15 protein-coding genes are annotated in these 15,851 nt (G+C 62.0%); 14 read left to right on the top strand and 1 reads right to left on the bottom strand.

The window, feature by feature from the left end; translation table 11 throughout:
• Positions 1-90: 90 nt before the first annotated feature.
• The 4 genes from AC244_RS09875 to AC244_RS09860 all read left to right on the top strand — a co-directional run bounded on the left by AC244_RS09875 (position 91) and on the right by AC244_RS09860 (position 2,707).
• Entirely contained in the window at positions 91-381 is a 291-nt protein-coding gene (locus AC244_RS09875; protein ID WP_053248639.1) for a DUF2249 domain-containing protein, read from the top strand.
• Positions 382-514: 133 nt separating this feature from the next.
• Positions 515-1,879, top strand: a complete 1,365-nt coding sequence (locus tag AC244_RS09870; protein ID WP_053248638.1) for a hypothetical protein — start codon at positions 515-517, stop codon at positions 1,877-1,879.
• A complete protein-coding gene (locus AC244_RS09865) occupies positions 1,876-2,412 on the top strand; it encodes a DUF2249 domain-containing protein (protein WP_053248637.1) in 537 nt (178 codons plus the stop codon). The genes AC244_RS09870 and AC244_RS09865 overlap by 4 nt, the downstream gene beginning before the upstream one ends.
• A complete protein-coding gene (locus AC244_RS09860) occupies positions 2,399-2,707 on the top strand; it encodes a metal-sulfur cluster assembly factor (RefSeq protein WP_053248636.1) in 309 nt (102 codons plus the stop codon). The genes AC244_RS09865 and AC244_RS09860 overlap by 14 nt, the downstream gene beginning before the upstream one ends.
• Before the next feature lie 181 nt (positions 2,708-2,888).
• Here the strand turns inward: AC244_RS09860 and AC244_RS09855 are convergent, their stop codons facing one another.
• Positions 2,889-4,112 (bottom strand): NnrS family protein, encoded by a 1,224-nt coding sequence (locus tag AC244_RS09855; protein ID WP_053248635.1) that lies wholly within the window; start codon positions 4,110-4,112, stop codon positions 2,889-2,891.
• A gap of 336 nt (positions 4,113-4,448) precedes the next feature.
• Here AC244_RS09855 and nirK point away from each other — a divergent pair, with 336 nt between their 5' ends.
• The 10 genes from nirK to nirD all read left to right on the top strand — a co-directional run bounded on the left by nirK (position 4,449) and on the right by nirD (position 15,850).
• Complete coding sequence (gene nirK, locus AC244_RS09850; protein ID WP_053248634.1) at positions 4,449-5,591, top strand: copper-containing nitrite reductase; 1,143 nt, start codon at positions 4,449-4,451, stop codon at positions 5,589-5,591.
• A 109-nt stretch (positions 5,592-5,700) separates the two neighbouring features.
• Positions 5,701-6,618 (top strand): SUMF1/EgtB/PvdO family nonheme iron enzyme, encoded by a 918-nt coding sequence (locus tag AC244_RS09845; protein WP_053248633.1) that lies wholly within the window; start codon positions 5,701-5,703, stop codon positions 6,616-6,618.
• Between the two features lie 119 nt (positions 6,619-6,737).
• Positions 6,738-7,439, top strand: a complete 702-nt coding sequence (locus tag AC244_RS09840) for a Crp/Fnr family transcriptional regulator (RefSeq protein WP_053248632.1) — start codon at positions 6,738-6,740, stop codon at positions 7,437-7,439.
• Between the two features lie 254 nt (positions 7,440-7,693).
• Positions 7,694-8,281: an ANTAR domain-containing response regulator gene (locus tag AC244_RS09835; RefSeq protein WP_053248712.1), complete on the top strand. Its 588-nt coding sequence runs from the start codon at positions 7,694-7,696 to the stop codon at positions 8,279-8,281.
• A gap of 52 nt (positions 8,282-8,333) precedes the next feature.
• Positions 8,334-9,629, top strand: coding sequence for a CmpA/NrtA family ABC transporter substrate-binding protein (locus AC244_RS09830; protein WP_053248631.1), 1,296 nt, complete (start codon positions 8,334-8,336; stop codon positions 9,627-9,629).
• Between the two features lie 352 nt (positions 9,630-9,981).
• Complete coding sequence (locus AC244_RS09825; RefSeq protein ID WP_053248711.1) at positions 9,982-11,274, top strand: CmpA/NrtA family ABC transporter substrate-binding protein; 1,293 nt, start codon at positions 9,982-9,984, stop codon at positions 11,272-11,274.
• A gap of 59 nt (positions 11,275-11,333) precedes the next feature.
• Positions 11,334-12,227: a nitrate ABC transporter permease gene (gene ntrB, locus AC244_RS09820; protein WP_053248630.1), complete on the top strand. Its 894-nt coding sequence runs from the start codon at positions 11,334-11,336 to the stop codon at positions 12,225-12,227.
• Positions 12,228-12,241: 14 nt separating this feature from the next.
• Complete coding sequence (locus tag AC244_RS09815; protein ID WP_053248629.1) at positions 12,242-13,042, top strand: ABC transporter ATP-binding protein; 801 nt, start codon at positions 12,242-12,244, stop codon at positions 13,040-13,042.
• A gap of 5 nt (positions 13,043-13,047) precedes the next feature.
• Positions 13,048-15,510 carry a nitrite reductase large subunit NirB gene (gene nirB / locus AC244_RS09810; RefSeq protein WP_053248628.1) on the top strand — a complete coding sequence of 821 codons (2,463 nt, stop codon included), beginning with the start codon at positions 13,048-13,050 and terminating at the stop codon, positions 15,508-15,510.
• Positions 15,511-15,514: 4 nt separating this feature from the next.
• Entirely contained in the window at positions 15,515-15,850 is a 336-nt protein-coding gene (nirD, locus tag AC244_RS09805; RefSeq protein WP_053248710.1) for a nitrite reductase small subunit NirD, read from the top strand.
• Position 15,851 lies beyond the last annotated feature (1 nt).

Here is a 15,851-nt window from a genome sequence, read left to right as displayed (position 1 = left end):
TGCAGCCGGCACTAGGCTTTGCAAATCCGGGCCGTTTGCGTCGGCGGTTCCCGGGATCTGAAGCAACGACGGCGCCCCGAACGGACAGACATGACAACTGCAGAAACAGAAACGAAGCCCTTGATCGACGTGCGAACGATCCCGCCGGCGGAACGCCATCCGAAGATCTTCGGCATGCTCAATGCATTGGCCGAAGGCGGCTCCTTCATCATCGTCAACGACCACGACCCGCGCCCGCTGCACTACCAGTTGGAAACCCGTTATCCCGGCGAATTCACCTGGGAATACCTTGAGCAGGGACCCTCTGTCTGGCGGGTCGAGATCGGCCGGCAACAGGCCTCCGGCTGCGATTGCTGCTGCGGCAGCAGCAGCGGCCACTGACGGGTGCCCCCAGCGAGAGCGTTTGTGGTTTGAGCGGGGCAGCAGACGCGCTCCATTTCTTTGTTTTTATGCATTTCCTCACGGAAAACCGCTTCACACTTTCCTGGAAATGCTCTCGTCAGGATGAACCGCGATGTTCGGAGCCACGCTTTCCCGCTGGACGATGTCCTATTTCGCGGCCGCGCTGATCTTTCTTGCCATCGGCGAGGTCATGATGGTCCTCGGTTTCGGATATCCGGTCTCATCCATCGAAGCCCCTGAGACGCTTGCACTCGTTCACACCATTGCGCTTGGCTGGCTCAGCCTGTTGATGGCGGGAGCCCTGTTGCAGTTCGTGCCGGTCCTCGTTGGCCGGCCGCTTTCCCTCCCGGGCCTGGCTCTCCCGGCTCTGGTGCTGCTGGTTGTCGGCATAACCGGCCTGGTCCTTGGCTTTGTCAGCCTCGCTGGGGCCGGCAGCTTTTCACCACTTTTGCTCCCGTTCGGCGCGACTGTGACGATCGCCGGCTTCGGCCTGCTCGTCATCGTCTTTGCAACAACGCTGTGGCAGGCACGGCCGTTGCCGTTGCCAGCGCGTTTCGTCGCCGTCGGTCTCGGCTCGCTGGTCGCGACCATTGCCCTTGGCGGCACCTATGCGTTCGTCCTTGCCGGGCTCTCCGATACGCAGGCTGCGATCGATCTGACGCTGGAAGGGCTTTCGCTGCACGCGGCGCTGGGGCTGGGCGGCTGGCTGAGTTTTACGACCATGGGCGTCAGCTACCGGCTTTTGACCATGTTCATGCTGTCTCCTGACCGGGAGCGGCAAAGCAGCAGGATCGTCTGGGCGCTCGGAGCGGCGGCCCTCGGGATTGTCGCCTGCATCGTGCCGATGATCCTTTCCGGTTCTGCCGGGCGCGTCGTCTTGCTTTTGATCGCCGCGCTTGCCGGTGTGATCGCCATCGGAATTTACATGGCGGACATCGTACGGATCTACCGCGGGCGCAAACGCAAGCTCATCGAGCTGAACAGCCGTGCCGGCATCGGCGCTTTCGCGGCGCTGACTGTTGCGACCATATTCTTCCTGGCCTTGGCCGTCAGTGGCCAGATCGAAAGAGGCGTGGGTCCGCTCGTCTATCTCGTCACATTCGGCTGGCTGACGGGCATGGGGCTGGCGCAGCTCTACAAGATCGTCCCTTTCATCACCTGGCTCGAATGCTACGGCCCGCTGCTCGGGCGCATGCCGACGCCGCGGGTCCAGGATCTGGTTGTCGAGACGCGCGCTGCGTTCTGGTTCCGGCTGTTCTATCTTACAGTGATCGTTGCCTCCGCCGCGCTCTGCCTCGACAACGCATCTCTGTTTCGCGTCAGCAGCCTTGGCCAGTTGATTGCGGTCAATGCGCTGCTTTGGGAATTCGTCGCAACACGACGGCTCAGCAACGTGCCCAGCAATCTTCGGCTGTCTGGCGGCTTCGCCCGGCCACACCTTTTCTTCCCACCGTTCCAGTCACGGAGACAACCATGACAAAAGATCCCTACGAGCTAGACGTCAGGCCACTTCTCAAGAGCGGCAGCGATCCGTTCCAGGCCATCATGAGCGCCGTCGATGGTCTGGCACCCGGGCAACCTCTGAAGCTGAGCGCGACGTTCAGGCCGGTGCCACTTTTCAGCGTCATGGCCGGCCGCGGCTTTGCGCACCAGGACCAGCCTCTCGGCAACGGCGATTGGGAGGTCCTGTTCACGCCGGAGGAACAGGTGGACGAGGTCAGGGTCTCGGCCGGCGACACAGATCTGGACACATGGCCTGATCCCGCGCGCCAGCTCGACCTGACGGATCTGGACCCGCCAGAGCCGATGGTGCGCATCCTCGCGGTGGTGGAAAAGATGCAGGCCGGCGAGGTGCTTTTCGCCTTGCTCGCGCGCGAGCCGCTGTTTCTCTATCCCGAGCTTGCCAAGCGCGGCCACAAATGGGCCGGCAATTTCGATGCGGCCGGCGAGACCTATCGCATCCTGATCCGCGTCGGTGGACGCAAGGGGCACGAAAATGCAGCCGACTGAAAGCGAAGAGCTGGTCGAAAGGATCCGCGACGCCCTGCGGATGATCGTCGATCCGGAAATGGGCTCCAATATCGTGGATCTCGGTCTGATCTACGACATTGCCGTCCAGGACGGCGGTCTTGTCCGGGTGACGATGACGACGACGATAAAGGGATGCCCGGCGACCGCCTTTCTCAAGGAGGCCGTGCAGAACTGCGTCTGGTACGTGCCGGGCGTCGAATATGCCGAAGTGCGGCTGACCTATGAGCCGCCTTGGACGCCGGAGATGATGCTCGAGGCAGCTGTCGGGCTGTAACCGGAAAAGGGGCTCCAGGAGGTTGCCGCAGATGCGGCAACCTCCTTCGTCATTTTTATAGGGCGAGTTTCCCGGGGGGGTAGAGCGTTTCCGCCTTGGACGGAGAAGCAGAAACGCTCTATCGCTTTGTTTTTACGTATTTCCTGACGGAAAATCGCTTCGCACTTTTCCTGGAAATGCTCTACGCGGCCCCACGTGGCGAGCGCCGATCGCGAACCAGCATCGGGCCGTATTCGATGCAGAACAGAGCAAAGGCTGCGATCCAGAGCGTTCCCGACAGCGCGATCAGGTGATGATAGTGCGCCGGTAGGACCTCGGCGAAGGGGCGCGCCAGCGCCGCGCCGATGATGGCGATATAAGACGCGCAGCTGAGGTTCGATGCAGCCAGCGGCCGCCCGGTGTGTCCCCGGCTTGCGCGCGTCATCACGGCCAGCATCATGCAGGCCATGACACCAACGGTCATCACATGCATGACGGGATACCCGTCAAGGGCGCCGACGGCACCTGCCGCAACGGCGGCGAAGCCGAGCGGAACGAAGGCGTAGGCCGCGTGCAGGACGAACACGATCTTGTCCGGCCAGGTGGTCCAGCCACGCCAGCGAACAAGCCGGGCGGCCTGCAGCAAGGAGGCGGCGGACGCTATAGTGGCGGTGACGATATGTTGCGGTGCGAATGTCCAGCAGGCAAGAGCTGCGACGCCGACGAGAATGGTTGCTGTATCGAAGCGATTATAAGGAACCGGAAAGTCGGTTCGGCCGAATTTGTTCAGCCAGTTGCGGGTGAAACTCGGCAGAATTCTGCCGCCGACAATCATGATCAGCATGACATAGGCGCCGATCGCCAGCCGTGCCGCAGCATCGACGTCGAGTTGGCGGACGACGGAGATGTGGAACCACGCGTTGGCGGCCGAAAGGAGGACCAATCCGCCGACGACCTTCAGATCCTTCCACTTCCGCCCGACGATGACTTCGCGCGCGCAGATCACCAGCAATGCCGGCATGAACGCGGCTTCGATGATGACCGCCAGCTTCAGTCCGATGACATCTGTTGTCAGCAGCGCCAGTCGCCCGGCGACCCACAGGCCGAACAGGCAAGCGAGCGGCCTTCCGGAGACAGGTAATCTTCCGGTCCAGTTCGGAACCGCAGTCAAAAGGAAGCCTGCGAGCACGGCTGATGAGAACCCGAAGAGCATCTCGTGCGCGTGCCAATGGGCAGGGCCATAATCGCCGGCGATGGCGATACCCCTGACAAGGGCTGCGATCCACGCGGCCATGGCGAAGATCGCCCAGAGGCTGGCCCCGAGGAAAAACGGCCTGAAGCCATAGGAGAAGAGAACGGGGCCAGTGGTGGCGAGCCCACGCGGGATTCCGCCGCGGGGCCGTGGTTTTCTAAGTAGATTAAGCATTGTTCGATCCTGTTCTTTCGTCCAGCGGACTTCTGGATAGGAACGATTTATCCGTGGCCTGCCGAGCCCTCTTTGCGAAAACGCAATTATAGAGCCCGGCTATTGCCGCCTCGCGCGAAGATTTGCAGAAAAATATCTACTTCCCGGGCCGATTTGTTCCAAGACAAAGACGTCATTCGCTCTCGGTTCTACTTGAGACATGACTGCTGGAAAACCGGTGGTCAAAACCTGAGGTGAGCCCGCCAGGGACGGCAGAGGACACCGTAACACGTTGAATATCGGCATGATTTTCGGACGGCCATTCCGGTCGCGCGGTCGTGCACAAGGAGAGCAATGATGACAGAACAGCTGCAGATGACTCGCCGGACGATTCTGGCCGGCGCCGCCTTCGCTGGCGCGCTGACGCCGATCCTGACGGCGACCTCGACCCAGGCCGCAACGGCCGCCGCTCCCGCGGCTGCGGGCGCGGCACCGGTCGACATTGCGACATTGCCACGGGTGAAGGTCGACCTCGTCGCTCCGCCCTTCGTTCATGCTCACGATCAGGTCGCCAAGACCGGTCCGCGCGTGGTCGAATTCACCATGACCATCGAAGAAAAGAAGCTGGTGATCGATGGCGATGGCACCGAGGTGCACGCCATGACCTTCAACGGCTCGGTTCCCGGTCCGCTGATGGTCGTCCACGAGAACGACTATGTCGAACTCAGATTGATCAACCCCGCCACCAACACGCTGCTGCACAATATCGACTTTCACGCAGCAACGGGGGCCTTGGGCGGTGGCGGCCTGACGCAGGTCAATCCCGGCGAAGAGACGACCTTGCGCTTCAAGGCGACCAAGCCTGGCGTCTTCGTATACCATTGCGCGCCGGAAGGCATGGTGCCCTGGCACGTCACCTCGGGCATGAACGGCGCCATCATGGTGCTGCCGCGTGACGGGCTTAAGGATGAGAAGGGACAGCCGCTGACCTATGACAAGGTCTACTACGTGGGCGAGCAGGATTTCTACATCCCGCGCGACGAGGCCGGCAACTACAAGAAATACGAAACGCCCGGCGAAGCCTACGAAGACACCGTCAAGGCCATGCGTACGCTGACGCCGACGCACGTCGTCTTCAATGGCGCGGTCGGAGCGCTGACCGGTGAGAAGGCGTTGACGGCAGCCGTGGGCGAGCATGTGCTCGTCATCCATTCGCAGGCCAACCGCGATACGCGGCCACACCTGATCGGTGGCCACGGTGACTATGTCTGGGCGACCGGCAAGTTCCGCAACCCGCCGGAGCTCGACCAGGAAACCTGGTTCATTCCGGGCGGCACCGCCGGTGCGGCTTTCTACACATTCCGGCAGCCGGGCGTCTACGCCTACGTCAACCACAACCTGATCGAGGCTTTTGAGTTGGGCGCGGCGGGACACTTCAAGGTCACCGGCGAGTGGAACGACGATCTGATGACCTCGGTCGTCAAGCCGGCGTCGATGTAACCCAGGCATGACAATCGGCTACGCCGCCCGGGGAAATCCTCGGGCGGCAACCGGAGCGACAAGGGCATGCGCCGCAGCCATCGGCGCCTGCCAATAGAAGGGGAAGGTCATGCGCGATAAACGTCACAAGAATTCGGTTTCGGTCTTTTCGGTCGCCGTTCCAGCAATGCTGTTGGTTGCCATTGGCGGCGTGCTTTCGGCCAAGGTCGGGCTGTTGGACGATATGGACGCATCGGTCGATACCCGCATCGAAGCGCCGGTGACGGTGACTATCGAACCACGCCAAATGGAGTACCGGGCCGAAGGCCACTTCATCAAGAACGGCTTTGCCGTCGATGCGCCGCTTGTCGATGCGACGCTCGCGAACCCGTTCAGGATCATGAAGTATCAGGTCAGCCGCAGGGATTATCAGCGCTGCGTTGAAGACGGCGCCTGCGAGAGGGGCGAGCCGGCGGCAAGCCTCGGCAATGACACGCCGATGACGGGCGTCAATTACACGGATGCCAGCAACTATGCCGCCTGGCTGACCGAAAGGACGGGTCAGGTCTGGCGGCTGCCGACCGATCGGCAATGGGCCTTTGCGGCGGGCAAGAAATTTCCCGACGACGCACTCGGCATCGACGGCAGCAAGGACAACCCGGCGCTGAGGTGGCTTGCCGACTACGAGCGCGAATCCACCCGACAGAAGTCGAAGAACCCGATGCCCCAGCCATCCGGCACATTCGGCGAGAACGAATTCGGCGTTGCCGATCTCGACGGCAATGTTTGGGAATGGACGGAAACCTGCCACCGCCGCGTGACGATCGGCGAGGACGGCGAGGTGCTGAAGGAGGCGCCCGCCTGCGGCATCTACGTCGTCGACGGCAAGCACCGCGCTTCGATGAGCTTCTTCATTCGCGATCCGAAGAGCGGTGGTTGCGCCGTCGGCGTGCCGCCGGACAATCTCGGTTTCCGCCTGGTTCGCGACGATCGCTGGTATGCGAACATGCTGTATGCCTTCGAGCGCCGTTTTCCCGGTGCGGTGTAACAGCGCAGGCCCTCATTATCGCCGCTTTGGGGCTACGACGGGGTGCTGTCCGCTTCTTCCGCCCGATCGCACGTGATATAGCAGCGCGCATCGCCGATCCGCAGGAGACAGGAAACGACGTGGCTGCACTGGACCGAACACTCGTCAAATCGCTCCCGCTGTTTCAAAAGATGAGCGATCAGGAGCTGGACAAGCTCCTGGCGCATGCGACCGTCAGGCGCGTCCCGCAGAATGAGGCCGTCTTCGAGCAGGGGGCTGCGGCGGATTCGTTCTACCTGCTTCTGCATGGACGACTTAAGGTCACCCAAGTCACCCGCGACGGCCAGCAGATCATCGTCCGTGTCGTCAATCCGGGCGATCTGTTCGGCTTTGCCCGTGCGCTGCAGCGCAGCGACTATCCCGGCACGGCGATGACAGCGACGGAAAGCCTTGTTCTCGCCTGGCCGACCGAGCTCTGGAACGTGTTCGTCGAGAGCAATCCGCATCTGGCCGTGAACGCGATGCACACAATCGGTCAGCGGCTTGACGAGGCCCATACCCGCATCCGCGAGATGTCGACCGAGGAAGTCGAGCGCCGGGTCGCGCACGCGGTTCTGCGCCTTGCCGAACAGGCGGGTAAACGCGAAGAGCTCGGCGTGCGTATCGATTTTCCCATTTCCCGCCAGGACATCGCCGAAATGACCGGCACCACCCTCCACACTGTCTCGCGCATCCTCAGCGCCTGGGAGGGGCGGGGTCTCGTCCAGGGCGGGCGTCAGAAGCTGCTTCTCTGTGACTTGGCCGGGCTGCGCCGGCTGGCGGAACAGGTCGAGAAAAACTAGGTTCACGGCTCCGGCCACGGGGCCGCTTCACGCATGAACCTGGGCGAGTGACAAGCAATCCGAACGGGTTTCCGCACGGCCGTCTCCCGGTCGGCAGCCTGGCCTCAATGCGCCGCTTCGGTTTGTGTAGCATCTCGATGACCCGGCTGTGCTAACATGATGCGCAATCAGCCTAAAAATTAGGCCGCAACAAATTTGTCAAGAAAATAGGCAATTTGGTTGCGCAAATTGCTGCGCTGCATCATGATCGTGCCATGACAAACCGCGACCTCACCATTCTCGTTATCGACGAGAACGCCATCCGTGCCTCGATCATCGAGGAAGGATTGCATGAGGCCGGGCATCGCAAGGTCACGGTCATTCATGAGGTGCAGGGCGTCGCGCGCATCATCGACAGCCTCAGGCCCGATGTTATCGTCATCGATATCGAAAACCCCAATCGCGACATGATGGAGCATCTCTTCCAGCTGACGCGCACGGTGGGGCGACCGATCGCGATGTTCGTGGATCGCTCGGACACGGCTTCGATCGAGGCGGCGGTGGAAGCGGGCGTGTCGGCCTATATCGTCGACGGCCTGAAGAAGGAGCGCGTCAAGCCGATCCTCGACATGGCCGTCAGTCGGTTCAACGCATTCAGCCGGCTGCAAAGGGAACTGGCCGACGCAAGGTCCGCGCTCGAGGAGCGCAAGGTTGTCGAGCGCGCCAAGGGTATCTTGATGAAGATCCGCGGTCTCTCGGAAGAGGAAGCCTTTGCCCTGCTGCGCCAGACGGCGATGAACGAAAAGAAGAAGATGTCTGAAATCGCGCAAAGCGTGGTGACGGCTGCGGGCCTGTTGATGTGATGGCGCGCGCGGTGCATCGGCCTTGTCGCAAGGAGTGAGCGGAGTGAACATCATGGCCAATTTCGGCGATATCGGCAGCGGCCAGGCTTCGACCGGCGACGGCTTGCCGGCGCCGCAACAGCTGCGCAGCGAGGATGCCCGCACGCTGCGCGCCGGCTTTATCCCACTGGTGGACGCATCGGTGCTGATTGCCGCTTGCGAGTTCGGCTTTGCTCGCAAAGAAGGCCTGACACTCGATCTGGTCAAGGATGTATCCTGGGCCAATGTTCGCGATCGGTTGGCTTTCCGGCAGTTCGATATTGCCCATATGCTCGCGCCCATGCCCGTTGCGGCGATGCTCGGTCTCGGCTCCAACCCTTCGCCTGCAATTACACCCTTCTCGCTCGGGCGCGGCGGCAACGCCATCACGCTGTCCAACCGGCTCTATGCCCGCATGGCCGAGGAAGAGGCGCTCGGGGGCGCTGAGGACGCGCTTGCCAACGCCCGAGCGCTTGCTGCCGTGCTTCGACGCATGACGGCACACGGCGAAGGGCCGCCGACCTTGGGCGTGACCTACCCCTTCTCCTCGCATAATTACGAATTCCGCTATTGGCTGGCGGCTGGCGGCATCGATCCCGACCGCGACGTCAAGCTTGTGGTGGTGCCGCCCCCGATGACCTCCGACGCGCTGGCCGCCGGCGCGATCGATGGTTTCTGCGTCGGTGCGCCCTGGAACATGGTTGCATCCGAGCGCGGCGTCGGGCGTATCGTGGCCGCCAAGCAGGATATCTGGCCGTCGGCGCCCGAAAAGGTCGTCGGCATGCGCCCTGAATGGGCCGAGGCCAATCCGGAAACCGTTTCACGATTGATCGTGGCGTTGGATGCCGCCGCGCAGTGGTGCGACGATCCGCAGAACCGCGGTGCCCTGTCCGACGCACTCGCCGACCAGCGTTATGTCGGCGCCCCGGTCGAGATCATCCGCCGCGTGCTTTCCGGCGAGTTCACCATCGACGCTCACGGACAGCGCCGGGTCATCGACGATTATTTTGTCTTCCATCGCCGTTTCGCCAACTATCCCCGACCGAGCCATGCACTGTGGATCTACAGCCAGATGGCGCGCTGGGGGCAGGTTGGCCTCAACCCGGACGGGATGACGGCGGTGGCTTCGGCCTATCGCCCGGACCTCTATCGGCTCGCGCTCGGGAATGGCGTGGCGCCAGTGGGTGCTGATGTCAGGATCGAGGGCGCATCTGCCGACGATCGTTTCGTGGACGGGCATGTTTTCGACCCTGCCGCCATCGAGGCCTATGTCGAGGCGTTTCCCGTGCGTGCGAAGGGCGGCGTAGCCGCTTTTGACGCCGACAACTGAAGGCGTCGGCCGCTTGTTTGGGCAGAGTCGCCAGGCCACTTGTGTGCGGCGCACAATAATTCAGCAGATTCTATAATAGCCATTTTTCTAGGCGACTTTATCAAGATGTATTTTTATCCTTTGATTTCAATATATTAAAGCTATTCCTCTGAAACTGGCACGGCCCTTGCTTCTAAGAAATTGCTTCGGTCAACGGCGATTGAAGTGAGTTCAAACGCCAGATCGCGTTTGCCAGAGACACTGACGTCGCAAGGTTTTTGTTTCCCGCGGATTCCTCCTGATCCCGGACGCAAGCACCAAGCGGCGTTTTTTTATGTCCGGCTTTGCCCGGCAGCAGCAGAGGAACCTGCGCATGACCAAGTTTTCGACCGGCGGCCTGACCCGCCGCAGCCTGCTGAAGACCACGGCCACGGCCGCCCTGTTCGGTGCGGTCAAGACGGCATTCCCCTCCGGCGCCTTCGCTCAGGCTGCGGGTCCGGAAACGACCAAGGCCGTGCTCGGCTTTATCGCGCTCACCGATTCCGCACCGCTGATCGTCGCCAAGGAGAAGGGCCTGTTCGACAAGTACGGCATGACCGAAGTCGATGTGGTCAAGCAGGCTTCCTGGGGCACGACGCGCGACAACCTTGTGCTCGGTTCGGCCGGTGCCGGCATCGATGGCGCCCATATTCTCACGCCGATGCCCTACCTGATCTCGACCGGCAAGGTGACGCAGAACAACCAGCCGCTGCCGATGGCGATCCTCGCCCGCCTCAATCTCGATGCGCAGGCGATCTCGGTCGGTGGCGCCTATGCCGATCTGAAAGTCGGGCTCGATGCTTCCGCGTTGAAGGAGGCCTTTGCGAAGAAGAAGGCGGAAGGCGCGGCTGCCAAGGTGGCGATGACCTTCCCCGGTGGCACACACGACCTCTGGCTGCGTTACTGGCTTGCTGCGGGCGGCATTGATCCGGACTCGGACGTCGAGACGATTGTTGTTCCGCCGCCGCAGATGGTCGCCAATATGAAGGTCGGCACCATGGACTGTTTCTGCGTCGGCGAGCCCTGGAACGAGCAGCTCGTCAACCAGAAGATCGGCTACACCGCCGTCAACACCGCCGAAATCTGGAACGAACATCCGGAAAAATCCTTCGCAATGCGCGCCGACTGGGTGGAGAAAAACCCGCGCGCCGCCAAGGCGCTCACCATGGCCATCCAGGAAGCGGCGCAATGGTGCGACGACATGGCCAACAAGGAAGAGTTGGCGAAGATCGTCGGCAAGCGCAGCTGGTTCAACGTACCGCCGAAGGACATCGTCGACCGGCTGAAGGGCGAATACGACTATGGCAACGGCAAGGTCGTCGAGGCCAGCCCGCATTTCATGAAGTTCTGGCGCGACCACGCCTCCTATCCCTTCCAGAGCCATGACAGCTGGTTCCTGACGGAGAACATCCGCTGGGGCAAGTTTGCTCCCGACACCGACGTCAAGGCGCTCGTTGCCAAGGTCAATCGCGAGGATATCTGGCGTGAGGCGGCCAAGGAGCTCGGCGTCTCCGACATCCCCTCCTCGACCTCGCGCGGCATCGAAAAATTCTTCGACGGCAAGGTGTTCGACCCGGCAGATCCGCAGGCTTACCTCAAGAGCCTGAGCATCTCGCGCGTCGCCTGAGCCTTCGTGGCGGCGGCCGAATCCCGCCGCCGCTCGACTTGAACCTTTAGGAGAACGGTATGTCCGTCACCAATCTCAAGCTTCCGCAGGATGCTGCCCCACCGCACGCGGCCCGTGTCATCGCCTTTAGTCGTACCGCCAGGCCCGGCGCCAGCCGCCGGCTGCCGGCGGCACTCATGACGGCTTTGACCAACCTCGTGCCGCTCTTGGTCACCCTGAGCTTCATCCTGGTTGCCTGGCAGGTGATCTGTTCGGCGCCCGACTCGAGCTTGCCGGCGCCGACACGCGTTCTCGAAGAAAGCTGGGAGCTCATTGCGCACCCGTTCTATGTCGGACAAGGCGTCGATCAGGGGCTGTTCTGGCATATCTCGGCCAGCCTGCAGCGTGTTGCGATTGGTTATGCGCTGGCGGCCGTCGTCGGTATCGCGCTCGGCGCGCTCGTTGGCCAGAGCGCGCTTGCCATGCGCGGGCTCGATCCGATCTTCCAGGTGCTGCGCACGGTACCGCCACTCGCCTGGTTGCCGCTGTCGCTTGCCGCCTTCCAGGATGGCACCCCCTCGGCGATCTTCGTGATCTTCATCACCGCGATCTGGCCGATCATCATCAACACGGCCGTCGGCATCCGCAATATTCCGCAGGATTATCAGAACGTCGCCAAGGTGCTGCGGCTCAACGCCTTCGAATATTTCGGCAAGATCATGTTGCCGGCGGCGGCTCCTTACATCTTCACCGGCCTTCGCATCGGCATCGGCCTTTCGTGGCTCGCCATCGTTGCCGCCGAGATGCTGATCGGTGGCGTCGGCATCGGCTTCTTCATCTGGGATGCATGGAACTCCTCGTTGATCAGCGACATCATCGTTGCGCTGATCTACGTCGGCATCGTCGGCTTCCTCCTCGATCGTCTCATCGCCCTCATCGGCCGCGTCGTCACGCGCGGCACGGCAACCGCGTGAGAAAGGCAAAGACCATGACCAAGAGCTATCTCTCGCTTGAGCTTATCGACAAGAGTTTTGAACGCGGTGGCGTCAGGACGGAAGTTCTGAAGCAGGTTTCACTTTCCGTCGACAAGGGCGAATTCATCTCGATCATCGGCCATTCCGGCTGCGGAAAGTCGACGCTGCTCAATATCGTCGCTGGCCTGACGCAGGCCACCACCGGCGTGGTGCTGCTCGATGGCAGGGTCGCCGACGAGCCGGGGCCGGACCGCGCCGTCGTCTTCCAGAACCACTCGCTGCTGCCCTGGCTGACGGTATACGAGAACGTTCGCCTCGGCGTCGACAAGGTCTTCGGTTCGAGCAAATCAAAGGCGGAGCGCCATGACTGGACGATGCGCAATCTCGAGCTGGTGCAGATGGCGCATGCCGCAGACAAGCGTCCGTCCGAGGTTTCCGGCGGCATGAAGCAGCGCGTCGGCATCGCCCGGGCGCTGGCCATGGAACCGAAGGTGCTGCTGCTTGACGAGCCGTTCGGTGCACTCGATGCGCTGACCCGCGCCCATCTGCAGGACCAGGTGATGCAGATCCACGCCGAGCTCGGCAATACGGTGCTGATGATCACCCATGACGTCGACGAAGCGGTGCTGCTTTCCGATCGGATCGTCATGATGACCAATGGCCCCTCGGCGCGCATCGGCGAGATCCTCGACGTGCCGCTTTCCCGCCCGCGCCGGCGCATCGAGCTTGCGGCCGACCGAACCTACCTCAAATGCCGCGAAGCGGTGCTCAAGTTCCTCTACGAGCGCCACCGTTTCGTCGAAGCTGCGGAGTGATCCCCATGGCTCATCAAACCCCCGAAAAACTCGTCATCGTCGGCAACGGTATGGCGCCGGGCCGCATGTTGGAGCATCTGTTCGAACAGGCTCCCGGACAATATCAGGTCACGATCTTCAACGCCGAACCGCGCGTCAACTACGACCGCATCATGCTCTCGCCGGTGCTATCAGGCGAAAAGGACTACGAGCAGATCATCATCCACGGTGACGGTTGGTACATCAAGCACGGCATCACGCTCTACAAGGGCCACAAGGTCGTTTCGATCGACCGCGCCAAGAAGACCGTCACCTCAGATCATGGCGTCACCGAAAGCTATGACAAGCTCGTCATCGCTACCGGCTCCGTACCCTTCATTATCCCCGTTCCCGGTAAGGATCTGCCCGGCGTCATCACCTACCGCGACCTCGACGATGTCAACGCCATGCTGCTTGCCGCCCAGTCGCGCGAAAAGGCTGTCGTCATCGGCGGCGGCCTGCTCGGGCTTGAAGCGGCCGCCGGCCTTGCTTCGCGCGGCATGGATGTGACCGTGCTGCACGTGATGCCGACGCTGATGGAGCGCCAGCTCGATCCGGCGGCCGGTTATCTGCTGCAGAAAGCCGTCGAGGAGCGTGGCATCAAGGTCATCTGCAAGGCCAACACGAAAGCCATCATCGGTAATGGCAAGGTCGAGGGCATCGAACTCGATAACGGCACAATCATTCCGGCAACGCTGGTGGTTATGGCAGTCGGCATCCGGCCGAATGCGGGCATAGCCAAGGAAGCCGGTCTTGCGGTCAATCGTGGCATCGTCGTCGATGCCGGCATGCAGACCTCCGATGGAGATATCCTGGCGCTTGGCGAATGCGCCGAGGTCGGCGGCATGGTCTACGGCCTCGTCGCACCGCTCTACGAAATGGCCCGCATCGCCGCTTCGCACCTGGCCGGCGATCATACGCCCGCCTTCGTCCATTCCGACACGCCGACGAAGCTCAAGGTGACCGGCATCAACCTCTTCTCGCTCGGTGATTTTGCCGAAGGCGATGACCGCGAGGAGATCGTGCTGCGCGATGCAGCCGGCGGTGTCTACAAACGCCTTGTCCTGAAGGACAACCGCATCATCGGCACCGTGCTTTACGGCGAAACCGCCGACGGCGCGTGGTTCAACGATCTGAAGAAGAAAGCCACCGATATCTCGGAAATGCGCGAAACGCTCATTTTCGGCCAGGCCTATCAGGGAGGGTCCCCGCTGGACCCTACGGCGGCCGTTGCAGCCTTGCCGGATGATGCGGAAATCTGCGGTTGCAACGGCGTATGCAAGGGCAAGATCGTCGCGACGATCAAGGGCAAGGGGCTCTCTTCGCTTGATGACGTCAGGGCACACACGAAGGCGTCTGCCTCGTGCGGCTCCTGCACCGGGCTCGTCGAGCAGGTGATGTCGCTGACGCTCGGCGATGCCTACAATCCCGCCGCCGTCCAGCCGATGTGCACCTGCACCGAACTCGGCCATGACGATGTTCGTCGCCTGATCAAGACCAAGGGCCTGAAGACTATTCCTGCCGTCATGCAGGAACTGGAGTGGAAGACATCCTGCGGCTGCGCCAAGTGCCGCCCGGCGCTCAACTACTATCTCGTTTGCGATTGGCCGGATGAATATGCCGACGACTACCAGTCGCGCTTCATCAACGAGCGTGTGCACGCCAATATCCAGAAGGACGGTACCTATTCCGTCGTCCCGCGCATGTGGGGTGGCGTCACCAACTCTGGGGAATTGCGCGCGATCGCCGACGTGGTCGACAAGTTCGAAATCCCGATGGTCAAGGTTACGGGCGGCCAGCGCATCGATCTGCTCGGCATCGAGAAGGAAGACCTGCCCGCTGTCTGGGCCGATCTCGGCAAGGCCGGCTTCGTGTCGGGCCAGGCCTATGCCAAGGGTCTGCGCACGGTGAAGACCTGCGTCGGTTCCGACTGGTGCCGGTTCGGCACCCAGGATTCGACCGGTCTCGGCATCCGCATCGAAAAATTCATGTGGGGATCCTGGACGCCCGCCAAGCTGAAGATGGCGGTCTCCGGCTGTCCCAGAAACTGCGCCGAGGCCACCTGCAAGGATATCGGCGTGATCTGCGTCGACAGCGGTTTCGAGATCCACTTCGCCGGTGCCGCCGGGCTCGACATCAAGGGCACCGAAATTCTCGGTTTGGTCAGGACCGAGGACGAGGCGCTCGAACATATCGTCGCGCTGACGCAGATGTACCGCGAGCAGGCCCGTTATCTCGAGCGGATCTACAAATGGGCCAAGCGCGTCGGCCTCGAGGAAATCCGCCGCCAGATCATGGACGATGCCGAACGGCGCAAGGCGTTCTTCGACCGCTTCGTCTTCAGCCAGAAATTCGCCCAGGTCGATCCCTGGTCGGAGCGTGTCTCCGGCAAGGACAAGCACGAGTTCCGACCGATGGCGACGGTCGGTTTTTCCCAGGCAGCGGAGTGAGATGATGGACATGAACTGGATCACAATCGGTGACATTTCGGACATTCCGCTCCGGGGCGCACGCTGCGTGCGAACGCCTCAAGGCAAGATCGCCGTCTTCCGCACGGCCGAAAACGAGGTGTTCGCCATCGAGGATCATTGCCCGCACAAGGGTGGGCCGCTGTCACAGGGCATCGTGCACGGCACGGCCGTGACCTGCCCGCTGCACAACTGGGTGATTTCACTCGAAACCGGCAAGGCGCTGGGCGCAGACGAGGGGGCGGTGCGCACGATCCCGGTGCGCAACGACGGCGGCGCGCTCTTTATCGCGCTCGAAAGTCTGATGATCGCGGCGGAATAGT

It is taken from the genome of Ensifer adhaerens, from assembly GCF_001270265.1.
GTDB lineage: Bacteria > Pseudomonadota > Alphaproteobacteria > Rhizobiales > Rhizobiaceae > Ensifer > Ensifer adhaerens_B.
The sequence above is the reverse complement of the archived record's forward strand: the minus strand, read 5'-3'. Positions and strand labels throughout refer to the sequence as shown.

Excerpts from the sequence above, each read along its gene's own strand:
- AC244_RS09875 (WP_053248639.1), top strand. The coding sequence starts at position 91 with ATGACAACTGCAGAAACAGAAACGAAGCCCTTGATCGACGTGCGAACG.
- AC244_RS09870 (WP_053248638.1), top strand. The coding sequence starts at position 515 with ATGTTCGGAGCCACGCTTTCCCGCTGGACGATGTCCTATTTCGCGGCC.
- AC244_RS09865 (WP_053248637.1), top strand. The coding sequence starts at position 1,876 with ATGACAAAAGATCCCTACGAGCTAGACGTCAGGCCACTTCTCAAGAGC.
- AC244_RS09860 (WP_053248636.1), top strand. The coding sequence starts at position 2,399 with ATGCAGCCGACTGAAAGCGAAGAGCTGGTCGAAAGGATCCGCGACGCC.
- AC244_RS09855 (WP_053248635.1), bottom strand. The coding sequence starts at position 4,112 with ATGCTTAATCTACTTAGAAAACCACGGCCCCGCGGCGGAATCCCGCGT.
- nirK (WP_053248634.1), top strand. The coding sequence starts at position 4,449 with ATGACAGAACAGCTGCAGATGACTCGCCGGACGATTCTGGCCGGCGCC.
- AC244_RS09845 (WP_053248633.1), top strand. The coding sequence starts at position 5,701 with ATGCGCGATAAACGTCACAAGAATTCGGTTTCGGTCTTTTCGGTCGCC.
- AC244_RS09835 (WP_053248712.1), top strand. The coding sequence starts at position 7,694 with ATGACAAACCGCGACCTCACCATTCTCGTTATCGACGAGAACGCCATC.
- AC244_RS09830 (WP_053248631.1), top strand. The coding sequence starts at position 8,334 with ATGGCCAATTTCGGCGATATCGGCAGCGGCCAGGCTTCGACCGGCGAC.
- AC244_RS09825 (WP_053248711.1), top strand. The coding sequence starts at position 9,982 with ATGACCAAGTTTTCGACCGGCGGCCTGACCCGCCGCAGCCTGCTGAAG.
- ntrB (WP_053248630.1), top strand. The coding sequence starts at position 11,334 with ATGTCCGTCACCAATCTCAAGCTTCCGCAGGATGCTGCCCCACCGCAC.
- AC244_RS09815 (WP_053248629.1), top strand. The coding sequence starts at position 12,242 with ATGACCAAGAGCTATCTCTCGCTTGAGCTTATCGACAAGAGTTTTGAA.
- nirB (WP_053248628.1), top strand. The coding sequence starts at position 13,048 with ATGGCTCATCAAACCCCCGAAAAACTCGTCATCGTCGGCAACGGTATG.
- nirD (WP_053248710.1), top strand. The coding sequence starts at position 15,515 with ATGGACATGAACTGGATCACAATCGGTGACATTTCGGACATTCCGCTC.